The sequence below is a fragment of the Sphingobacterium sp. R2 genome, from assembly GCF_040760075.1.
Classification (GTDB): Bacteria; Bacteroidota; Bacteroidia; order Sphingobacteriales; family Sphingobacteriaceae; genus Sphingobacterium.
The window spans coordinates 333,616-350,397 of the sequence record NZ_CP142884.1; the positions used below are offsets into that span (position 1 = coordinate 333,616).

The window sequence follows — 16,782 nt, forward strand, 5'->3', positions numbered from 1 at the left end:
TTCATAATTGTTGCATTACAACAAAAGGAAAAATTAAGTGTTTATTCTATTTTTCTTAGGTTTGTAGTTGGTATTTATTCAGCAGCATCGTACATATGACGGATTTATCTTTCGCTTCTCAGAAAATCAAGCAAAAACAAAAAATAGAACTAAATAAAACAGGCTTTGATTTCGCTTTAGTATATATACTGGAGGGATCGGTCCTGTCTAAAGAAAATATGTTGAAATTTTCAAAAGGAAATTTACTCTTTTTGAATAAGACCTGTGAAACACTTGAAACTAAGAAAGATGCAATGGTATTCGTCCTCTATTTTTCCAGTTCCTATTTTAAAGATCTTCATTTTATACAGCAAAATTTCAGACTTTCTTACAGTCCGGTGGAAATTTTCAATTCGAAGACATTTTTAAATAGGAGCCTATCGCTGAAGAAAGAAAATAAAAAATTGACGGAGCAGGTATTCGGCCTAATACATCAATATGACCGTGAGGACGCAACGACTTCTATTTTCATATTCCACCAAATTATGTCTCTTTTTGCTTTAGTGGAAAATATTGTAAAAGACCTGGGCCTGCCTATTCATGCATCTTATGAAATGTCTCAAGAAATCGATCAATATATTCAGCAAAACATTTATTTTCCCGACAAATTACAAATTAAGTCAATCGCCGATCAGTTTCAAATTTCCGCTAATTATTTTGGTGCATTTTTTAAAAAGCGATATACTGTGAGTTATAAAACGTATATCGATGATATTCGAATTAAACTTATTGAAGACAGGTTAGCTTCCAATACCTATAGCATGAAACAAATTGTAGAAGAACTTGGATTTAACGATGAGAGTCACTTGACTAATTTTTATAAGAAAAAACGAAATGTTACACCAAGCTCTTATAAGAGAGCTAAAAATAGCATTTGATAAGTTATCATGCTGAATTATACCATGGAGACTATAATTTGGACTAAGCTGAACGGCTTTTTCTAAAACTAACATGTTCTGCCCTTTTTAAATGAAACTTTATCTTTTTGGTATTCAACTGATATTCTGATAGCACTTGAGCCCCCACTTTGTCTAGTAAAATCCAAACTTTTTTTTATATGAACTGTTTTAATGATGAATAAAAATTAGCAGAATTATGTCAAAAAAAGAATATAGAAACGGGAAAGTTGAAGAAGACTATCCGGATAAAGAACAGGATCTTACTTTTAACAAAGACCTTGACAGTTATGAAATGGATGTCGACGGTAACGATCCAGATTATGCTCATCCGGCTGATTACGACACTATTGCAGAGGGTGCTGTTGATGATGATTCAACCTATGACAATTCAAATCCATTTGTGGGCGATGAATATGCTTCGAAAGATGAACTTCAGGGCGAAGACTTGGATCAGGCGAACATGCGAATTGAGACTTTTGATCATGAACGGTTATCTCCTTTAGACAAGAAATTAGCAGAGAATGAAGAAGATTTGAGAGATGATCTTGATGAAGAAGGATATCCTAAGAATGACAGATAGTTTCCGAAAATAAAATCATTGTAAGGGACCAAAAGGTCCCTTTTTCTATTTTTTGAAATAAGAATCTTTAATTTAAAAAATACACACTATAACGATCTCAACAGTAACCTTAACTCCCAATTTTTACGTAAGTTTACTTTGAAGATTGTTATCATATGCAAAGTATATTACCGCTCATCCGGATCGTTGACCTCAAAAAATCGTACGGCACAAAGGAAATTTTGAAAGGAATTAACCTCGACATATTCCCAGGCCAAGTGATCGGATATATTGGCCCAAATGGGGCAGGCAAATCCACCACTGTTAAAATATTGACAGGACTAATTGAAGATTTCACAGGCACTGTAGAAATTAATGGTATCAACATTCAAGAAGATCCATTGGCCGTAAAAGCATTGTTAGGTTATGTTCCCGAAAATGCTGAATTATATGAAGTACTGACTCCTATTGAATATTTAGATTTTGTAGGTAAGCTTTATGGAATGGAAAATAATATTATTCTGGAACGTTCCTTAAAGTTATTGACTGCTTTTGGTCTTGAATCAAATGCGAATAATAGGATGGACACCTTCTCAAAAGGAATGCGTTAAAAAGTACTCTTGATCTCAGGAATTATTCACAACCCTCAAATTATTGTTCTGGATGAACCCTTATCTGGACTTGATGCGAATGCCGTTATTTTTGTTAAGGAACTTATTTCCTTACTTGCAAAAGAAGGAAAAACAATTTTCTACTGCTCCCATATGATGGATGTTGTCGAAAAAGTATCCGATCGGATTTTACTTATAAACCAGGGGAGCATTATCGCGGATGGTACAATTGAGGAGCTAAAAACAGAAGCTAACGAATCTTTGGAGCATATATTTGCAAAATTAACAAATAGTGGCAGCAATACATTGGATGTCTCCAATATCATTAGAGCAATTCAATAGCATGGAAAAACTCATCTTAAAGTTTATTCTTCTGTTTCCGGGGTTTTGGAAAAGCTTAGGCATTAATTTTGAACAGTTTAAGATCATCTTACAAACAAAAATCATTTTAGAGGACCGAAAACCTATTAGTTTTCGGAGAAGTAGAACGAATAAATCCTCCTCATCGTCTTCGATCTTACAATTTGTGGTGTATCTGATGATTGGCTTGGTATTCATGGCCATACTTTTATCGATTCCAGATAGATATTTAGCTGTTTCTATCATGCTGCTCACCTTTGTCAGTATGCTGAGTATAACATTGGTTACCGATTTTTCACCTATATTATTAGATACCCGAGACCAGTATATCATTATGCCGCGACCAGTTAATGACAGGACGCTATCGATTGCACGAATAACTTTTATTGCAATAAAGCTGTTTAACCAAATAATTGCCCTAACAGCACCAGTACTTGTTTATGTATTATTTGATTGGCATATTACTTCAGTCCTTGTTTTATGTTTACAGCTTATTTTCAGCACCTTAGTCGCTCTCATCGGTGTCAACGGATTTTACCTGATCAGTATAAAATACCTGCCCATTCAAAAGTTTAAAGATGCTATTACTTATATACAGATAGGCCTCTCACTGGTTCTTTTCCTGTCCTATTATGTTGGCCCAAATCTGATTCAATCTATTGTACAATCTCATTTGACGATGGAACAGCTCCGATTTCTTTGGATATTTCCGAGTACATGGATTGCATCTTTTCAACCCTTGATCTTTGGAGACCAAAATTTACCGGTTATCATACTATCCATATTGGGGGCACTCACTCCCTTTGCAGGTATCTATGGCTGTATCAAGTTATTCTCTCGTGGATTTAATTCAAAAATAGCTGCATTGGCAAGCGCAGACAGCTACCCCAATGAAAATTTGCCTTTGAAGCAGAATCATGGATCTAAACAGCCTGTATATAAATGGATATCCGCGAAAGTATGTTCATCCGCAGTTGAAGAGGCAGGATTTGGCATTGTATGGCTGATAAGTGCTAAAACAAGAGAATTTAAACAACAGCTCTATCCTTCGTTGGCTTATTTGCCTATTTACTTTACTTTTTTATTTATACGTACTGGAGAAGAGCTCCCAATGGCGGACAAGATATTAAAAATTCGGGATTCGGGCCTGTATATTGTTATGTTCTATCTTTCATTACTCACCATGTTAACCGTTTTCCAGCTTATTACTCAAAGCAACAAGTATAAAGCAGCTTGGATCTATTATACGACTCCCATCCACAGGCCGGGACAGTTGATGACCGGTGTTCTTAAGGCTTGTCTCATTAAGTATGTTTTACCTTTTAACGTCCTGTTTTTATGTATCTGTATCCCCTTATTTGGTCTCAATTCAATTAATGATCTCCTATTATCTTCTGCAGTTGGCGGCATTGAAAGCATTTTGATTATGCTTTTTATGGTCAAAAACTACCCGTTTTCAAAAGCGAACCAATCCAATTCTAAAGCAATAACCAATTTATTCATCTTAGGTCTTTTGGGGATATTGGGCTTCTTACATAAAACAATCTTCCATTTCGAAACGCTAATTTGGATCTTAGCCGGACTCGGATGGATCATATTCTTTTTGATGTTAAAGTATTTAAAGAAAGAAGATTGGAAAAGCCTTGCTTATGACGACAATTGATAAAACTACAAATTGTCTACCATCAACGAATAACACTTGAACAGGCATTTTTGCTGAAAACGCTCAATCTCATTAGCCGAACATCTCAAGAGGCAAGCAGTATTCAGAGGGCGTGAAAAAAATAACTATTATCCATAAGGCAATAAAAAGGACTATACTTTCCTCTAGGCACCAAAATAAGGTATTTTGTAATAGAATGAGATATTTTTAATAAAAAAGCATCAACCTAAGAGATTGATGCTTCTAGTAGCGGGGAGCAGAATCGAACTGCCGACCTTTGGGTTATGAATCCAACGCTCTAACCATCTGAGCTACCCCGCCGTTTCGGTATGCAAATATACCACTTCATGTGTCAATTCAAAAGATTTTTTTATTTTTTTACCAATTATCTGGTATAAAAACCGTCTTTTAAGCGCAACAAACTCATTTTTAACCAAGTAAATTTATTGTCTACAAAAAGTACATAACCTCTAAAACTTTGATCGTACCAAAAAGGTAATATTTATCAAAATAAGGAGTCAACTTTTCATAAAAAAACTTGCAATAACAAAATAAATATGTATTATTACAAATAATAAGTTTATGCAATAAAAAGCAACTTTGGAAGAGATTTGTAGCGGGGAGCAGAATCGAACTGCCGACCTTTGGGTTATGAATCCAACGCTCTAACCATCTGAGCTACCCCGCCATTTTGGGAATGCAAATATAGCTTATTTTTGATTTAAACAAACTAATATTAAAAAAAACATTTATATGGCAGATAAAATAAAATTCCAACTAGAATATATCATCAACTCTTCACCTAGAATTTTATTTCCGTATTTGCAAGAACCAAACGAATTGGCACAATGGTTTGCAGATGATGTAAACTATAAAGACACCGTTTATACTTTCATTTGGGATGATGAACCACACCGAGCAAAAATTGTAGCATCGAAAGAAAACAAATCTGTACGCTTTAAATGGCTCGATGATGATCCCTATTATTTCGATCTGGAGATCGACCAAGATGAACTAACAAATGATGTTGCTCTCAAAATAACTGATTTCGCTAAAGAAGAAGATCTTGAAAACAGAAAATTAATTTGGAAAAATTCAATAGTCTATCTTCAGAGTGTTATAGGTGCATAAAAAAAGCCTATCTTTGCAATATAATCCACCAAGGACTCCTAGGGGAGTTCTTTGGTGTAGAGATGCCTTAATGCAAAGGCATCGATTTGCTTAGCGTCACGGATGAAAAAAGTTCATTTACTTATTCTTCAAGCTTTCATAAAACCATTTATTGTCACATTTTTCATTGTGATGTTTGTGCTATTGATGCTTTTTCTATTCAAGTATATCGATGACTTGATTGGAAAAGGCTTCGAATGGTATACGATTATGGAGTTGATTGGCTATCAATGCGTTGTTCAAATTCAAATGGCAATGCCCTTATCCATGTTACTCTCCTCCATTATGACATTTGGAAATCTGGGTGAAAGCTATGAATTGGTTGCTATTAAGGCTGCGGGCGTATCTTTGCGCAAAGCGATGACTCCGCTATTTGTACTCGTCGGAATTTTCGCAACAAGTTCTTTTCTTTTCTCCGACTACATTCTTCCTGTAGTGAATCTGAAAATGGGGACATTACTTACAGATGTACGTAATAAAAAGGCCGATTTCCTTATCAAACCCGGAATATTTAACAATACTATCCCAGGTTACTCCATCCGCGCCCGGGGAAAAAACAAAACGGGAACAATTCTCTACGACTTGATGATCTACGATCACCGCGGTGGCAATACGGCCAATAATGTACTTATGGCAAAAGAAGGCTATATCTACAATTCTCCCGACAACAATTATATGATTCTTAAACTTAAGGATGGTATACGTTACGAAGAGGCACGGACTAAAAACTCCAAAACTTACGATCCACGGCAGCAATTTACGCGATTTAAATTCAAAGAAACTGAGCAAAAGTTTGATATGGGAAGCTTTCAACAGGGTAAAACAGATGAAAACCTGTTCAAGAGCCACCACGCCATGTTAAATTTGAAACAATTGGATATGTATATCGACTCGAACCATATTAAGTTAGATAGTATGGGAAGAGCAATTTCCCGGACATTAGATACGCGATATAATATTTACTCGAAATATTTTAGTGCCAATCAACCTGGACAGCCCAAAGTTAAAGAAGCTAAAATCAAACCTTTTAAAAATCTGATTGCCGATCTTGTACCTCAAGAACAACGTTCACAGGTCACGATGAATGCACTAAACCAGTTGAATTATCTGAAGGAAGATCTGAATGGCCGTACGCTTGAATTTAAAGATTACAAATCGAAAGATATCCGCTACCGCATTGAGTGGCATCGCAAGTTTACCCTTGCTGTTTCCTGTCTTTTATTGTTTGCGATCGGAGCGCCACTTGGTGCCATTATCAGAAAGGGAGGGCTTGGTCTTCCTGTAGTTATGGCCATTATATTCTTTCTAATTTATCATATTATTTCGACGGTAGCAGAAAAAACGGCTAAAGATGGCGCGATATCATCAGGTATGGGGATGTGGATGGCAATCATTGTATTAACACCACTTGCTGCTTTTCTAACGTACAAATCGACAACAGATTCCGCTTTATTTGATATTGATCAATACAAGTTAAAAGTAGAAGCCGCGTGGAAATGGATAAAAGAAAAGTTTTCAAAAAAGAATAATTTAAAAGAATCACATTAGATTGTGACAGGGCTATTATAAATAAATTTAGATTCTACACTAACTTTGTATCAATTACAATATATCAATAAATGGATTTCAAATTAAACACGATCGAAGAAGCGATCGCTGATATACAAGCAGGAAAAGTAGTAATCGTAGTGGATGACGAAGACCGCGAAAATGAAGGAGACTTTGTCACTGCTGCTCGCAATGCCACTCCTGAAATCATAAACTTTATGGCTACTCACGGGCGCGGATTGGTATGTGCTCCGATAACGAAAGAAAGGGCAGATGCATTACACCTTGATCTCATGGTAGGGCAAAATACAGCAGTATACGAAACTAACTTTACTGTTTCCATTGACCTGCAGGGATATGGTTGTACTACAGGAATTTCAGCGTCAGACCGTTCGAAAACAATTAAAGCAATGATTGATCCTAATATTCATTACGAAGAATTAGGTAGGCCAGGTCATATTTTTCCCTTAATAGCAAAAGATGGCGGCGTATTACGTCGTACTGGTCATACAGAGGCTTCAGTTGACCTGGCTCGATTAGCAGGATTTGAACCTGCAGGTGTATTGGTTGAGATTTTAAAAGAAGACGGCGAAATGGCTAGGCTTCCCGAACTTCTGGAAGTTGCTAAAAAATTCGATTTAAAGATCGTAAGTATTGAAGATCTGATCGAGTACCGCCTTAAACACGACTCGCTGATCAATGAAGAAGTCACCGTTAATATGCCAACACAATATGGTGATTTTAAAATGAAAGCTTTTACGCAGAAAGATACTGGCGAACAGCATTTAGCGCTTTACAAAGGAGACTGGAATGAAGACGAGCCTATTTTAGTACGTGTGCATAGTTCTTGTGTTACAGGAGATATTTTTGGGTCTTGCCGATGCGATTGTGGCCCGCAGCTGCATAAAGCCATGGAAATGATCCAGCAGGAAGGTAAAGGTGTCATTGTGTATATGAATCAGGAAGGACGAGGTATCGGACTGATCAATAAATTACACGCATACAAATTGCAAGAAAATGGATTGGACACAGTAGATGCTAATGTACAGTTAGGATTTAAGGCCGATTTAAGAGACTATGGTGTAGGTGCACAGATCTTAAGAAATCTGGGGGTCACAAAAATGCGCCTTATGTCAAACAACCCTACGAAACGCGCGGGTTTGGTAGGTTATGGTCTTGAAGTTGTAGAAAATGTACCTATTGAAATAACGGCAAATCCATTTAACGAAGAATATCTAAAAACCAAACGGGATCGTATGGGGCATACGATCATGAAAAATTTATAAGAACAATCTCGAAAAAGCGGTATCTCAAAAAGTACCGCTTTTTTCACTCATATACGCCCTTGTCATAGTAGCTCCTGCCTTTTTATGATCCTTTCATGGCAGTACTATCAATAAATAGCAGTAACTTCAACATATGGAACAACAAAGAAAACATATCATCTTTTTTGATGGGGATTGCTTGATTTGTAATCGCTTTGTTCAAATGCTATTAAGAATAGATCGTAAAAAGAAATTCTTATTTAGTTCCCTTCAGTCTGAATTTAGTAGGACCACGCTTAAAAACATCCCTAAAGACATTGATTCAATCGTTTATTTATCTTCTGAAGGTAGTTTTATCAAAAGTGAAGCTATTCTTAAAATCATTAAGCAATTGGGTTTCCCCTACACCATATGTTATTTACTGAAGATTTTACCCATTGGATGGAGAGATGCGCTTTATGACTATTTTGCTAAAAACCGTTATCAATGGTTTGGCAAAAATGAGTCTTGTAAGATACCTTCAAAAGCTGAAAGAGAAAGATTCATTTGAACGTGAAATAAATTATTGAACAGAATTTCAGTTTGAGGTGTTTAAACTATACTTGTAACAATAAAATTTACATCGATGAAAAATAAACTTTTAATTGAGAATGCTTATATCAATGGGAAATTTATTACATCAAAACACACTTTTGACGTAATAAATCCTGCTACAGGAAAGATTATCGCTTCATTACCCGATTTGAAAGTGGCAGATTGCAGTAAGGCAATAGATGCTGCTCACAAAGCTTGGAAAAGCTGGAAAAATACAACTGTAGTGGAACGTTCTGATATCATCCGTAAATGGTACAATCTAATTCAAGAGCATAAGGACGATCTTGCAGAAATCATGACGTTGGAAAGTGGGAAACCACTAAGCGAATCTAAAGTTGAAGTGGATTATGGCAGTTCTTTCGTAGCGTGGTTTTCAGAAGAAGCAAAAAGAACCTACGGTGAAACGATACCTTCCCAGAAGAAAGGTAGCAGGATGATGACAATTAAACAGGGTGTAGGTGTAGTCGCGGCAATTACACCCTGGAATTTCCCTATAGCGATGGTAACCCGTAAAGTGGCGCCTGCTTTGGCCGCTGGTTGCACAGTGGTACTCAAACCAGCTTCACAAACACCGTTTTCAGCGATCGCATTAGCGAAACTTGCTGAAGAGGCAGGCGTTCCCAAGGGGGTGATTAATGTCATTACAGGAAAGGATAGCTCCGGGATAGGAAGAGAATTAGCGACGAACGATCTGGTGAGAAAGCTTTCTTTCACAGGATCTACGGAAGTAGGAAAAACGCTTATAGAACAATCAGCCTCGAACATCAAAAAAGTATCAATGGAGCTTGGCGGTAATGCCCCATTCCTAGTTTTTAACGATGCTGATATTGATGCTGCTGTAGAAGGTGCTCTCGCCGGTAAATTTAGAAATTCCGGGCAGACATGTGTATCGATTAATAGATTTCTTGTTCAAGAAGATGTTTACGATGAGTTTTCAATGAAACTTACCCAGTCCGTTAGTAAACTAAAGGTTGGCAATGGACTTGATAAAGGTGTCCAGGTCGGCCCACTCATCAATGCAAAAGGCTTAGAAAAAGTACAACATCATGTACAGGATGCCATAAATCACGGTGCCGAATTGGCTACTGGAGGTAATGTAATGAAAGGCCTATTTTTCCAGCCTACTGTGCTGACGAACATTCCAAAAGAAGCACTTATATTCAGAGAGGAGACCTTTGGCCCAGTCTGTGCCCTTTTTAGCTTTAAAACAGAAGAAGATGGCATAGCGATGGCCAACAATACTGAATTTGGTCTTGCCTCTTATTTCTATAGTACAAATGTCAATCGCTGTTTCCGGGTAGCTGAGCAACTTGAAGCCGGTATGGTCGGTGTCAATACAGGTCTTATTTCAAATGCGGCAGCACCTTTTGGTGGGGTAAAACAATCGGGAGTCGGTCGTGAAGGATCAAGACATGGCTTAGATGAATATATGGAATTAAAATATATCTGTTTCGGCGGAGAATAAAAAAGGAGCAAATTGCTCCTTTTTATTTTTTTAGAAAATCCAAAAGCTTTTCACGGGTTGAACTAAATGATAAGGCCTCCCCTACTTGCTCATAATTCTGCTTATCCAAACAAGTTGGATAAGCATATTTAGCAAAGGTGAGCTTATTATCATCCCGTATAAACAATTCCATTAAATCGGCAATTTCGGAAACACGAAGTTGCATGTTTTGTAACTCCCGAGCAGCTAACGCGAGTTTATCCTGATCATTTTCTTTCTGATTCAATAGGTCATTCAATCGGTTAGAATCTGTTTTAAGGAATACTTCTTTATCCGGTTGACCATTTCCTTCATCTTTAGCATTTCCATAAGGGCGATCTATCCCATTACGATAAATTTCGGATTCCTCCGGCTGCCTCTTTTGATCATTGCTCCAGTCATGATCATAGCCATTGCGATTATAGGCCGGCAATTCGCCACGACTTTCCGATTGTCTATATGGTTCATCATACTGTTCATCGTTATAGCTATCCTGATTATCATAACGTAAATCGTTACGATAATTACTATTGCCATAACGATCAATAGGTTGCATGGATTCTAAAATAATCCCCTTGTTTCCTCTTCTGTTACTGACAGAAAATACAACGTCCATAAATTGCCCATTTCTATCGACAAGTTGTATTCCGGTGCCATTTAATGTGCGGCGCTGCCGATCGGCAAACACAATACGCAAATTATAACTCCTATTCTTCAAATGAGATATTTTGACATCGCTTGAAGCTCTATTATTATACAAAATGTCATTAATATAAAGGAAAAAGGGTACATCTGCAGAGTAGATATTTAATGTACCGCCCAAAGACCTGTACCGTTGCGCAAAACCTGCTACTGCTACAATCAGCAACAAGAGCATAATTAGAATTTTTCTATACATAATCCTATGCTATTTATAATCCTTCGACTCTCAAGAATTACAAAGGATTAAGAAAGTGTAGCATTTAACTTTTTCGCCCAACATTTTTGTTGCGATACTTTTTATAAAGCTTTACAGCCATCATCAGCGCAACTGATAAAATTAACAGTCCCAAAACGCCGAATATCCAATTCAGGGCCGATTTTAAAACTACTGTAAAAACGATCGCAAATAGTAAAACGGTAGCGAGTTCATTCCATAGCCTCAATTTTGTTGAAGACCAATTGGACGACTCACTTTGTAGTTGAAACATAATACGCTGGCAGGAGAAATGATAAAGTATCAATCCTAAAACGAAAGTGAGCTTGACATGCATCCAGCCCATCTTCAGCAAACCCGGATTCATATAAAGCATAACAAGTGCTGCGACTACAGTGAGGTACATTGCTGGAGTGGTTATAATCCACCACAACTTACTTTCCATTACAGTAAACTGTCTATGCAAAATTCCATATTCTTCCGCAGGCCTAGATTTAGCTTCCGTATGGTAGATGAAGAGTCGGACAATATAGAACAATCCAGCCATCCAACATACTACAAAGATAATGTGAACAGCTTTTGCATATAAATAGATCATAATTACAAAATTAAGAAAAGTTAAGAGCAATTGTCACCAACAACTATGATTTGTATAAATGTTACATCCAATATACAAAAGTAGACTATCCACGCGTGAGGTCAGACCTGGCGCAAAAAAAAACGACTCGCTTTCGCAAGTCGTTCTATATAATTTAAGAGACCATACTTAATAGCGAAATTCTTTCACTACTTCAATGGCATATTTTACATTGTCAAATGGGATGTCTGGCATAATACCATGCCCCAAATTAAAGATAAACCCATTTTCACCTCGCATACGTTCAAACAGTTCTGTAATCTTCCTTTTGATTACGGCCTTATCAGCATACAAAACAAATGGATCTAAATTTCCTTGGACAGCGATCCCCTGTGGTAGGGATTGTTTTATATTTTTTAAATCTGCATTCCAATCAATAGATATCACATCAGGTTGCGCTTCGACCATCATCGGTGCAAAAACAGACGACCCCTTACAAAATGAAATCACTGGAATGTTTTGACGGTTTAATCTTGAGATAATCTGTTTATTATAATAATGTGAGAAATCACGGTAATCATTCCATGATAAGGCCAAAGCCCAACTATCAAATAGTTGAATCGCATTAACACCTGCATCGATCTGCATGTTCAGATAGTCAACAGTAACATCGGCGATCTTTTGAAGAATCATATGTGCCAACTCAGGCTGATTATTCAACATCAATTTTGTTAACTTAAAATCTTTTGAAGAACCGCCTTCCACCAAATAACTTAAAATTGTAAACGGTGCTCCTGCAAATCCAATCAAAGGAATACGGCTATCAAGACGTTGCTGAATGACCTTTATTGCATCAGCAACATATTGCAATCTATCCAAACAGTTAACGGATAAAGCTTCTGCATCCTCTACAGAACGAATAGGATTAGAAAAACGAGGTCCTACACCTTGTTCAAAGGAAAGATCGCCGCCCATTGCTTCGGCAGTCACTAAAATATCAGAAAATAAAATAGCAGCGTCAATACCCAATAAATCAACTGGAAGCATAGTGACATCAGCGGCTATTTCGGGTGTTTTGCACATTTCCAGAAAGGAATATTTATTCTTGATATCCCAATATTCTTTCATAAAGCGCCCAGCTTGACGCATCATCCACACAGGAGGTCTCTCTGTCTGCTGCGAAAATGCAGCCCTAATCAATAAGTCGTTTTGTAAAGTAGTACTCACTATAAATGTTTTGAAATTTCGTTTTCTATTTTTGTAATAATGCTGTTCTGTCTAGCCGTCAGATGCAATTTATTGGCCACATCTATATACGCTCTGGCTCTTTCGTAATCAAACTTTCTAAGTGCTATGTTTGCTAGATTAATCATAACCATGCCCTTTTCATTATCTTTTTTCCAAGGTAGACGTGATGCTAACTGGAAATGATATTCCGCTTCATCGACACGCTCTTCTTTCAGCGCAATATTTCCCATCATAAATTCATAGAAATTACGCCTACCTTTTCGCAACGCATCGGGGTTCTTAATTTCAGCCAGCATTTTTTTTGCTTTCTCATAATCTTGTCTGTGAAAAGCCTGTGTTGCCAGGAAAACAGACCCTTCTCTGAAATGGCTCCAAATCAAATAGCCTATTCCACCAGCTATCAAAACAGCGGTCTGATAATGACCATGATATACCCCATAGGCCAAAAATAAGACAGCGATAAAAATAACGGCTATTCTAGCCTTAATTGTCATCATCTCTTATTACCTAGGCATTATTGTCGGTAAACTTATAACCAACACCACGGATAGAATGAAAATAAATTGGGTGTTTTTGATCAGGCTCGAAATATTTCCGGAATGTCAAGATAAAATTATCGATCGTCCGTGTAGATGGGTAAACATCATAGTTCCACACGGTTTCCAATATTTGCTCCCTTGATACCGCCTCATTACGTCTTTCGATCAACAGCTTTAACAACATCGTTTCCTTTTTCGTTAAAGACGTTATCGTACCATCCGCATGATGCAGCTCATACGAATTGAAATAGATCGTTTTATCTCCTATTTGATAAGAATTTAGTTCTTTCAAATCATCAGGCTTCATGCCGCGGCGAACTAAATTTCCAACACGCAGAATCAACTCTTCTAAGTTGAAAGGTTTCACCAAATAGTCATCTGCTCCTTTCTTAAGACCGGTGATCCGATCCTCACTGCTATTTTTGGCAGTTAAAAACATAATAGGAACTTCTGTATTTTGCAGTCGAATAGTTTCAGCAACTTGAAATCCATCAATTTCCGGAATCATCACATCCAAGACAACCAAGTTGAAACGCTCCTCCTTGAAGACTTTTAGTGCTTTTTTTCCATCGGTGGCCGTAGTGACACGGTAACCTTCCATTTCGAGATTTAACTTGATAGCTTCTAACAAGTGCTCTTCATCTTCGACAAGTAATATTCTTTGTTTACTTTGCATTTCTTTCAAATGTTACTTCAAAAATACTCCCTTTAGGAGTGTTATCTTTAACTTTAATGGTCGCGTCGTGTTTCTGCAACACGGTTTTCACGATATATAACCCCAAACCTGTGCCTTTGGTTTTCCGTGTAGCCTCACTGCCCACCCGATAAAACTTATTAAAGATAAGCTTTTTCTCTTCATCGCTGATACCAATACCATGGTCAGCAACAGAAAAAATTATTTTACTATTCTCCGTATATAATTTCACATCCACCATAGCACATGCGGGTGAATACTTAATCGCATTTTCAATCAGGTTAGTGACCACATTACTAATCGCAAACTTATCAGCATGAATAATAATATCCGCTTCCAAATAAGGTTTCAAAACTTGTGAACTGCACGAATTCTTTTGCAGCCTGTCAACGATCTGCTCTACCAAAGAAGTAAAATTAAAATCCTCTTTCGGCATACTATAATTGCGGCTATCCAATTTGGTGGTCATTAGCACATTTTCTACTAAATCATCCAAACGCTCGATATCCTTTAGTGAATTACGCAAGAACGTCTGCTGTTGTTCCTTATCCAAATCACGCCTCAAAATCGTTTGAATATACAGTTTGACCGAAGCCAAAGGTGATTTCAGTTCATGTGTAATGGCTAAAAGAAAGTTTTGCTGTTGCTGCAATAATTTCTGCTCTCTTTCCACGAGTCGTTTTAGTCGCCATGCTCCCCATAAGAAAATAATTAGGAAGAAAATCCCTTCTCCAATGATCATGTTCTGCTTGCTGGGGTCAAATCGAACAAACATCACCCCCCACCAAATCAATTGCATAACCGCATAAAACAATAGAAAATAAAAGAGTAACAGCGCTTTCTTCATGTGACAAAAATAGGTATTCAACAAGGTATTCGGAAATATCCGAAGGATTATGACACAAAGAAGAAAATTAACCGATATGCAACATTAATAAAGCATTACCATACCCCTAATCTATCTTCACTGCAACAGGCTTTCTACCAATTTAACAATCAAATAACGGATAGTATTTCGTATTTCAGACGATTTTATTTTAGTTTTGCATATGTTTAATCAGGGAAAAACAGACATTTTCTTCGATCTGGATCATACGATTTGGGATTTTGATAAAAATGCCGAAGAAAGTCTTCACGAGTTATATTTCAAATACAGGTTTGATCGCTTGTTTAATCAAGAGTCGTCCACCCGTTTTATAGAAACTTATACAATCAACAATCATCGGCTTTGGGGACTTTATCATCATGGAAAGATCTCAAAACCTGAGCTCAGGACAGCACGGTTTGCCGATACCTTTACACAACTCGGTGTGGATCCCCAATTGTTTCCTGAGGAATTCGAATTAGAATATCTCGCTATCTGTCCCCAAAAAACAAACCTGTTTCCAAATGCTCATGAAACGCTTTCCTATCTAGGTGACAGCTATAATCTTCACTTGATATCCAATGGATTTAAAGAAGCGTGTGAAACAAAATTGGAAAAAAGCGACTTAAAAAAATATTTCAAACATATTTTTATTTCAGAGGTAGTCGGCATAAACAAACCGGATCCTCGAATATTTCAATTTGCCATGACGACAGCTTTTGCGCAACCTCAGCAGTCATTGATGATTGGAGATAACCTTGACGCCGATATACGTGGCGCTGTAAATGCCGGTATGGACGCCATTTTCTTTAATCCTGGTAACATCGAGAAGCCGGAAGATGTCACCCATATGATTGTCGATTTAAAAGAATTGCAATCGATACTTTAAAAAATAAGAAAAGCAGCTTAAAGCTGCTTTTCTTATTTTAATACCTTTACCGTAATATTCCTAAACCATACATCATTTCCATGATCCTGGAGACCAATAAGCCCTGACTTAGTATCGCCACCAACATTGCTCAACAATTCAAAAGCCAAAGGCCACTTTTCTTCACTGAATTTACTCTTTTGCAATAAATCAATCCATGATTTATCCCACAATGTATATTCTACGACTTTTACACCATTCTGAAAATGCTCTACTTTTCCATTGTTAACTCTGATCTTCACCTTATTCCACTCGCCAAAAGGTTTACCATTCTGCGGCTTGGCCGGGATCATATCGTAGAGTGATGTCGATTTTCGGTTTCCGTCCACACCCATTTTAGCATCAGGATGATTTTCATTATCTAAAACCTGACATTCTGGAGACGATATATAAATCGGCTGGCCCTCCACCTCCTTGGCTAAAAAGAAAATTCCCGAATTTGCCCCTTTAGCAACTTTCCATTCCATTTCTAATTCGAAGTTTTTGAAATCATGAGCAAATACCAAATCTCCTCCTTCTTCCTTTCCAAGATTAGCTTGGCTATCAAATTTGATTGCACCTTCATTAATCACCCATCGTTTAGGGACGACAGTCTTATCATAGCCTCTCCAGCCGTCCATAGAAGTACCATCAAAAATAACATAAGCTCCAGCCTTATTCTTTTTAAATTTCTTGATATCTACACGTGGTAAATCTAAGATTTTGTATGCAGGAACCTCTTTTTTTGTTTGCCCTATGGCCGTATTAAGGTGTGCTGAAAAAGCAATCACCGATACCGCAAGAACTGTTTTTAATACCTTCATTCTTTTTAGTTTAAGTTTTTT

The 16,782-nt window shown here is 37.2% G+C and carries 18 protein-coding genes and 2 tRNA genes; 11 read left to right on the forward strand and 9 right to left on the reverse strand.

The features are described from left to right. Positions 1-95: 95 nt before the first annotated feature. The 5 genes from VXM68_RS01525 (at position 96) to VXM68_RS01545 (ending at position 4,131) form a co-directional block, all read left to right on the forward strand. The gene (locus VXM68_RS01525) at positions 96-917 is read left to right on the forward strand and encodes a helix-turn-helix domain-containing protein (RefSeq protein WP_367210244.1); all 822 of its coding nucleotides are present in this window, start codon (positions 96-98) and stop codon (positions 915-917) included. A gap of 217 nt (positions 918-1,134) precedes the next feature. Continuing rightward, positions 1,135-1,518: a hypothetical protein gene (locus tag VXM68_RS01530; protein WP_209581447.1), complete on the forward strand. Its 384-nt coding sequence runs from the start codon at positions 1,135-1,137 to the stop codon at positions 1,516-1,518. A gap of 155 nt (positions 1,519-1,673) precedes the next feature. After that, positions 1,674-2,108, forward strand: a complete 435-nt coding sequence (locus VXM68_RS01535; RefSeq protein WP_367210245.1) for an ATP-binding cassette domain-containing protein — start codon at positions 1,674-1,676, stop codon at positions 2,106-2,108. A gap of 9 nt (positions 2,109-2,117) precedes the next feature. Next, positions 2,118-2,450: a hypothetical protein gene (locus VXM68_RS01540; RefSeq protein ID WP_367210246.1), complete on the forward strand. Its 333-nt coding sequence runs from the start codon at positions 2,118-2,120 to the stop codon at positions 2,448-2,450. A gap of 1 nt (position 2,451) precedes the next feature. Further along, entirely contained in the window at positions 2,452-4,131 is a 1,680-nt protein-coding gene (locus VXM68_RS01545) for a hypothetical protein (protein ID WP_367210247.1), read from the forward strand. Between the two features lie 247 nt (positions 4,132-4,378). Here VXM68_RS01545 and VXM68_RS01550 read toward each other — a convergent pair. Beyond that, a tRNA-Met gene (locus tag VXM68_RS01550) sits at positions 4,379-4,452 on the reverse strand. A 293-nt stretch (positions 4,453-4,745) separates the two neighbouring features. Beyond that, positions 4,746-4,819 (reverse strand) — tRNA-Met (locus VXM68_RS01555). A 65-nt stretch (positions 4,820-4,884) separates the two neighbouring features. Between VXM68_RS01555 and VXM68_RS01560 the strand changes: the two genes are divergently transcribed. The 5 genes from VXM68_RS01560 to VXM68_RS01580 all read left to right on the forward strand — a co-directional run bounded on the left by VXM68_RS01560 (position 4,885) and on the right by VXM68_RS01580 (position 10,173). Then, positions 4,885-5,262 carry an START-like domain-containing protein gene (locus VXM68_RS01560; RefSeq protein ID WP_028070596.1) on the forward strand — a complete coding sequence of 126 codons (378 nt, stop codon included), beginning with the start codon at positions 4,885-4,887 and terminating at the stop codon, positions 5,260-5,262. Positions 5,263-5,364: 102 nt separating this feature from the next. Continuing rightward, a complete protein-coding gene (locus VXM68_RS01565; protein WP_293956692.1) occupies positions 5,365-6,849 on the forward strand; it encodes an LptF/LptG family permease in 1,485 nt (494 codons plus the stop codon). 71 nt (positions 6,850-6,920) lie between these two features. Then, positions 6,921-8,135 carry a bifunctional 3,4-dihydroxy-2-butanone-4-phosphate synthase/GTP cyclohydrolase II gene (locus VXM68_RS01570; protein WP_209581423.1) on the forward strand — a complete coding sequence of 405 codons (1,215 nt, stop codon included), beginning with the start codon at positions 6,921-6,923 and terminating at the stop codon, positions 8,133-8,135. Positions 8,136-8,268: 133 nt separating this feature from the next. After that, positions 8,269-8,664, forward strand: coding sequence for a DCC1-like thiol-disulfide oxidoreductase family protein (locus VXM68_RS01575; protein ID WP_312362851.1), 396 nt, complete (start codon positions 8,269-8,271; stop codon positions 8,662-8,664). 75 nt (positions 8,665-8,739) lie between these two features. Further along, positions 8,740-10,173, forward strand: coding sequence for an NAD-dependent succinate-semialdehyde dehydrogenase (locus VXM68_RS01580; protein ID WP_209581415.1), 1,434 nt, complete (start codon positions 8,740-8,742; stop codon positions 10,171-10,173). A 22-nt stretch (positions 10,174-10,195) separates the two neighbouring features. Here the strand turns inward: VXM68_RS01580 and VXM68_RS01585 are convergent, their stop codons facing one another. The 6 genes from VXM68_RS01585 to VXM68_RS01610 all read right to left on the reverse strand — a co-directional run bounded on the left by VXM68_RS01585 (position 10,196) and on the right by VXM68_RS01610 (position 15,012). Further along, positions 10,196-11,089 carry a DUF4476 domain-containing protein gene (locus tag VXM68_RS01585; protein WP_367210248.1) on the reverse strand — a complete coding sequence of 298 codons (894 nt, stop codon included), beginning with the start codon at positions 11,087-11,089 and terminating at the stop codon, positions 10,196-10,198. A 64-nt stretch (positions 11,090-11,153) separates the two neighbouring features. Then, a complete protein-coding gene (gene hemJ / locus VXM68_RS01590; RefSeq protein ID WP_209581411.1) occupies positions 11,154-11,705 on the reverse strand; it encodes a protoporphyrinogen oxidase HemJ in 552 nt (183 codons plus the stop codon). A 168-nt stretch (positions 11,706-11,873) separates the two neighbouring features. Then, the gene (hemE, locus tag VXM68_RS01595; RefSeq protein ID WP_367210249.1) at positions 11,874-12,911 is read right to left on the reverse strand and encodes a uroporphyrinogen decarboxylase; all 1,038 of its coding nucleotides are present in this window, start codon (positions 12,909-12,911) and stop codon (positions 11,874-11,876) included. After that, a complete protein-coding gene (locus VXM68_RS01600) occupies positions 12,911-13,429 on the reverse strand; it encodes a hypothetical protein (RefSeq protein ID WP_367210250.1) in 519 nt (172 codons plus the stop codon). The genes hemE and VXM68_RS01600 overlap by 1 nt, the downstream gene beginning before the upstream one ends. A gap of 10 nt (positions 13,430-13,439) precedes the next feature. After that, complete coding sequence (locus tag VXM68_RS01605; RefSeq protein WP_070563139.1) at positions 13,440-14,147, reverse strand: response regulator transcription factor; 708 nt, start codon at positions 14,145-14,147, stop codon at positions 13,440-13,442. Next, positions 14,137-15,012, reverse strand: a complete 876-nt coding sequence (locus VXM68_RS01610; RefSeq protein ID WP_209581404.1) for a cell wall metabolism sensor histidine kinase WalK — start codon at positions 15,010-15,012, stop codon at positions 14,137-14,139. The genes VXM68_RS01605 and VXM68_RS01610 overlap by 11 nt, the downstream gene beginning before the upstream one ends. Before the next feature lie 202 nt (positions 15,013-15,214). Here VXM68_RS01610 and VXM68_RS01615 point away from each other — a divergent pair, with 202 nt between their 5' ends. Further along, positions 15,215-15,919 carry a YjjG family noncanonical pyrimidine nucleotidase gene (locus VXM68_RS01615; protein ID WP_294187485.1) on the forward strand — a complete coding sequence of 235 codons (705 nt, stop codon included), beginning with the start codon at positions 15,215-15,217 and terminating at the stop codon, positions 15,917-15,919. A gap of 32 nt (positions 15,920-15,951) precedes the next feature. Here VXM68_RS01615 and VXM68_RS01620 read toward each other — a convergent pair whose 3' ends face one another. Next, positions 15,952-16,761, reverse strand: a complete 810-nt coding sequence (locus VXM68_RS01620; protein WP_293956697.1) for a DUF1080 domain-containing protein — start codon at positions 16,759-16,761, stop codon at positions 15,952-15,954. Positions 16,762-16,782 lie beyond the last annotated feature (21 nt).